General features: G+C 70.7%; 4 protein-coding genes. 1 reads left to right on the top strand and 3 read right to left on the bottom strand.

Annotation, left to right across the window (positions count from 1 at the left end; translation table 11 throughout):
• Positions 1 to 457, top strand: a 457-nt coding sequence (locus VGD85_RS16915) for a VOC family protein (RefSeq protein ID WP_331064603.1), incomplete at its 5' end; no start/stop codon positions are given.
• A 144-nt stretch (positions 458 to 601) separates the two neighbouring features.
• Here VGD85_RS16915 and VGD85_RS16910 read toward each other — a convergent pair.
• The 3 genes from VGD85_RS16910 to VGD85_RS16900 all read right to left on the bottom strand — a co-directional run bounded on the left by VGD85_RS16910 (position 602) and on the right by VGD85_RS16900 (position 4,489).
• The gene (locus tag VGD85_RS16910) at positions 602 to 2,566 is read right to left on the bottom strand and encodes a TIGR03960 family B12-binding radical SAM protein (RefSeq protein WP_331064602.1); all 1,965 of its coding nucleotides are present in this window, start codon (positions 2,564 to 2,566) and stop codon (positions 602 to 604) included.
• Positions 2,567 to 2,643: 77 nt separating this feature from the next.
• A complete protein-coding gene (locus VGD85_RS16905; RefSeq protein WP_331064601.1) occupies positions 2,644 to 2,802 on the bottom strand; it encodes a hypothetical protein in 159 nt (52 codons plus the stop codon).
• Positions 2,803 to 2,854: 52 nt separating this feature from the next.
• Entirely contained in the window at positions 2,855 to 4,489 is a 1,635-nt protein-coding gene (locus VGD85_RS16900) for an MDR family MFS transporter (RefSeq protein WP_331064600.1), read from the bottom strand.
• Positions 4,490 to 4,724 lie beyond the last annotated feature (235 nt).

Below are 4,724 nucleotides of genomic sequence, written 5' to 3'. Positions count from 1 at the left end.
GCGGCACATCGACGTGGGCCAGCTGCCCGAGGAGGGCCACGTCGTGCTCGCCGACCCGGACGGCAACGAGTTCTGCGTGATCGAGCCGGGCAACAACTTCCTCGCCGACTGCGGGTTCATCGGGGCGCTCTCGTGTGACGGATCCCAGGAGGTGGGCTACTTCTGGAGCGAGGCGCTCGGCTGGCCGCTGGTGTGGGACCAGGACCAGGAGACCGCGATCCGCTCGCCGCACGGCGGACCGAAGGTGACCTGGGGCGGACCGCCCGTCGCACCGAAGGACGGGCCGAACCGCTGGCACTTCGACCTCGCACCGGCCGCGGGCACCGACCACGGCGCCGAGGTGGACCGGCTGCTCTCGCTCGGCGCGCGGCTCCTGGACGCGACGCCGGACGGGCCCGCCGGGGTGGTGCTCGCCGACCCCGACGACAACGAGTTCTGCCTGCTCCGACCACGCTGAGCAGCCACAGCCGCTGACCCTGGAGCCGATCCGGTTCTGGCGGCCGCCGGCTCGACCACGCACCTGACGCACCTGTCGTGGACGCGGAGCAGGTGTGTCAGGTGCGTGAGCGCGACCGTGGGGCCCGCCCGACGGGGGTGACGATCAGACCACGCTGAGCGGCAGCAGCTTCTGCCCGGTGGGGCCGATCTGGATCTCTGTCCCCATCTCCGGGCACACCCCGCAGTCGTAGCAGGGCGTCCAGCGGCAGTCCTCGACCTCGATGTCGGCTCCGTCGGCTGCCGCGAGCGCGTCCTCCCAGTCGGCCCACAGCCAGTCCTTGTCGAGCCCGGAGTCCAGGTGGTCCCACGGCAGGACCTCGTCGTACTCGCGCTCGCGGGTGGTGTACCAGTCCAGGTCGACGCCGGTCCCGGCGAGCGCCTCCTCGGCCGAGGTCACCCAGCGCTCGTAGGAGAAGTGCTCGCTCCAGCCGTCGAACCGGCCGCCGTCGCGCCAGACGCGCTCGAGGATCGCGCCGACCCGGCGGTCGCCCCGCGACAGCAGGCCCTCGATGGTGCCGGGCTTGCCGTCGTGGTAGCGGAACCCGATCGCGCGGCCGAAGCGCTTGTCCTCGCGGACCACGTCGCGCAGCTTCTTCAGCCGCTCGTCGGTGGTCTCGTGGTCGAGCTGGCCGGCCCACTGGAACGGCGTGTGCGCCTTGGGGACGAAGCCGCCGATCGAGACCGTGCAGCGGATGTCGTTGCGACCCGAGACCTCCCGGCCCTTCGCGATGACCTGCTTGGCGAGGTCGGCGATCGCGAGCACGTCCTCGTCGGTCTCGGTGGGCAGCCCGCACATGAAGTAGAGCTTCACCTGCCGCCACCCGTGGGAGTACGCCGCCGCCACGGTGCGGATCAGGTCCTCCTCGGTGACCATCTTGTTGATCACCCGCCGCATCCGCTCCGAGCCGCCCTCGGGGGCGAACGTGAGGCCCGAGCGCCGGCCGTTGCGGGAGAACTCGTTCGCGAGCGTGATGTTGAAGGCGTCCACACGGGTGCTCGGCAGGCTGAGGCTGACGTTGGTGCCCTCGTAGCGATCGCCCAGCCCCTTGGCCACGTCGCCGATCTCGGTGTGGTCCGCGCTGCTGAGCGAGAGCAGGCCGACCTCCTCGAACCCCGACTTGCGGATGCCGTTCTCGACCATGTCGCCGATCGTCCGGATCGAGCGTTCGCGCACCGGCCGGGTGATCATCCCGGCCTGGCAGAACCGGCAGCCGCGGGTGCAGCCGCGGAAGATCTCCACGGAGTAGCGCTCGTGGACCGTCTCGGCCAGCGGCACCAGCGGCTTGGACGGGTACGGCCACGCGTCGAGGTCCATCAGCGTGTGCTTGCGGATCCGGAACGGGATGCCGGGCCGGTTGGGCACGACCGCCTCGATGGTGCCGTCGTCGGCGTACGACACGTCGTAGAAGCGGGGCACGTAGACGCCGCCGCTGACCGCGAGCCGCCGCAGCACCTCGTCGCGGCCGCCGGGGCGGCCCTCGGCCTTCCACTCCCGGACGACCTCGGAGATCGCGAGCACGATCTCCTCGCCGTCGCCGAGCACGGCGGCGTCGATGAAGTCCGCGATCGGCTCGGGGTTGAACGCCGCGTGGCCGCCGGCGAGCACGATCGGGTCGTCCTCGCCGCGGTCGGCCGCGTGCAGCGCGATGCCGGCCAGGTCGACGGCGTTGAGCATGTTCGTGTAGCCGAGCTCGGTGGAGAAGCTGAAGCCGAACAGGTCGAACGCGCGCACCGGGCGGTGGGCGTCGACGGTGAACTGCGGGATCGGCCCCTCGCCGTCGCCCTCGCGCATCACCCGCTCCATGTCGGGCCAGACCGCGTAGGTGCGCTCGGCGACGATCCAGTCGCGCTCGTTGAGCACCTCGTAGAGGATCTGCACGCCCTGGTTGGGCAGGCCGACCTCGTAGGCGTCGGGGTACATCAGCGCCCAGCGGACGGTCTCGCCCTCCGGCGCGCAGTCCCAGTCCTTGACGGTCGAGTTGAGCTCGCCTCCGACGTACTGGATCGGCTTGGAGACCGACGGGAGCCGGGGCTCGAGACGCGGGAACACGCTGGCGGGCGCGGACATGGGACTACCTCGCAGGACTGCGTCGACGATCGGGGAAGAGCCAAGCGTACGTCGCGTCCGCGCGCGGCGGCGAACCGTCAATCGGCCTCGGCAGCGAGCTTGCGTTCGGCCTCGCGGGCCACCTCGAGCTCCTGCTCGGCGAGGGCGATGAGGTCCTCGAGCCCTCGGGCGCCATAGCGGTTGGTCACGCTCTGGACGGCCTCGGCGATCTCCGGTTCGATGTCGCGGTCGCTCATGGGGATCATCCAAGCACGGCCGCCGAACCCCGCCTCGGGCGCGACACGCGGCTCAGCCGCGGGGTGGCTCCGCCCGGGCCGCGACGCTCGCCGAGGTGGCCCGCAGCTCCACGGCCGGGAGCAGCAGGAGGATCAGGAACGCCAGGACCCCGACCCCCGCAGCGAGCAGGAACACGGTGTCCATGGACTCAGCGAACCCGACCTTGAAGGGGTGCGCGATGACCGGATCCATCCTGTCGATCACCGACGAGTCGTCCTGGACCTGCGCGACGACCTGCGGGTCGAGGCCGTGACCGGAGGCGACCGCCTGCTGCCACGCGGGCGTCCGGCTGTCGTGGGCGATCGCGTCGGAGATGTTGCCGCCCACGCTGCTGAACAGCACCGAGAGGAACACCGCCACGCCCAAGGTGCCGCCGATCTGGCGGAAGAACGTCGCCGAGCTGGTCGCGACGCCGATCTCGGTCGGCGGCACCGCGCTCTGGACGATCAGCAGCAGCGGCTGCATGCAGTTGCCCAGGCCGAGGCCCAGCACGAACATCGACAGGCTCACCCACACCAGCGCCGTGTCGGCCGTGGACAGCGACAGCAGCCCCAGCCCGAGGACCATCACGCCGGAGCCGACGATCGGGAACAGCCGCACGTGCCCGGTCCGGGAGATCACGATGCCGGACCCGATCGACGCGGCCATCATGCCGACCACCATCGGCAGCATCAGCAGGCCGGACTCGGTGGGCGTCGCCGCGTGCACGATCTGCATGTACAGCGGCAGCAGCATGATGCCGCCGAACATCGCCATGCCGACGATCACGCTGGCGCCGATCGTCACCGCGGCGGCCCGGATCCGGAAGATCCGCAGCGGGATCAGCGCCGCATCCCCCATGGCTCGCTCGGCCAGGTAGAACGCGACCAGCCCGAGGGCGCCCACGGCGTACGCCGTCACCGACCGCGTCGACCCCCAGCCCCAGTCGCGGCCCTGCTCGGCGACGAGCAGCAGCGGCACCAGGCCGACGGCCAGGGCGAGGGCTCCCCACCAGTCGATGCGCACGGTCCGGCGGGTGTGGTGGACGTGCAGCGTCGCCGAGACCACGAACAGGGCGGCGATGCCGATCGGGACGTTCACCAGGAACACCCAGCGCCAGCCGTCGATGGACAGGATCGTCGAACGGCCGGCGAAGAACCCGCCGATCAGCGGCCCGAGCACGCTGGAGGTGCCGAACATCGCCATGAAGTAGCCGGTGTAGCGGGCCCGCTCGCGCGGCGACACGATGTCGCCGATGATCGCGAGGACCAGGGTGAACAGGCCGCCCGCCCCGAGGCCCTGGAAGGCGCGGAACGCCGCCAGCTGGGTCATCGAGTTGGCGAACGAGCACAGCGCCGAGCCGGCGACGAAGACGCTGATCGCGAACATGAACAGCTTCTTGCGGCCGTAGAGGTCGCCGAGCTTGCCGTAGATCGGCGTCGTGATCGTCGCGGTGATCAGATACGCCGTCGTCACCCACGCCTGCACCGAGAGGCCGTTGAGGTCGTCGGCGATCGTGCGGATCGACGTGCTGACGATCGTCTGGTCGAGCGCTCCGAGGAACATCCCCAGCATCAGTCCCGAGAGGATCGTCAGGACCTGGCGGTGGGTGTACTCCCCCGAGTGCTCCTCGCCCACCACCGGGCGCGGGGACACGTTCTCAGTCATCGCGGGCAAGCGTAGGTCTTGAGGTGTGAAAACGGACCCACCCTCCGGTAGGCGCGCCGCGTGGGGTCGTCACCGTGGTCGAGGAGGAAGCGCGGCCACCGTCTCGAAACCACCGCCGCGTGGGGTCGTCCCCGGTGGTTGAGGAGGAAGCGCGGCAACCGTCTCGAAACCACCGTCGCGTCGGGTCGTCCCCGGTGGTTGAGGAGGTTGCGCGGCAACCGTCTCGAAACCACCG

The organism is Nocardioides sp. (genome assembly GCF_036401255.1).
GTDB lineage: Bacteria > Actinomycetota > Actinomycetes > Propionibacteriales > Nocardioidaceae > Nocardioides.
Note: the sequence above shows the minus strand (reverse complement) of the source record. Positions and strands in the feature narration are given on the sequence as shown.

Excerpts from the sequence above, each read along its gene's own strand:
- VGD85_RS16900 (WP_331064600.1), bottom strand. The coding sequence starts at position 4,489 with ATGACTGAGAACGTGTCCCCGCGCCCGGTGGTGGGCGAGGAGCACTCG.
- VGD85_RS16910 (WP_331064602.1), bottom strand. The coding sequence starts at position 2,566 with ATGTCCGCGCCCGCCAGCGTGTTCCCGCGTCTCGAGCCCCGGCTCCCG.
- VGD85_RS16905 (WP_331064601.1), bottom strand. The coding sequence starts at position 2,802 with ATGAGCGACCGCGACATCGAACCGGAGATCGCCGAGGCCGTCCAGAGC.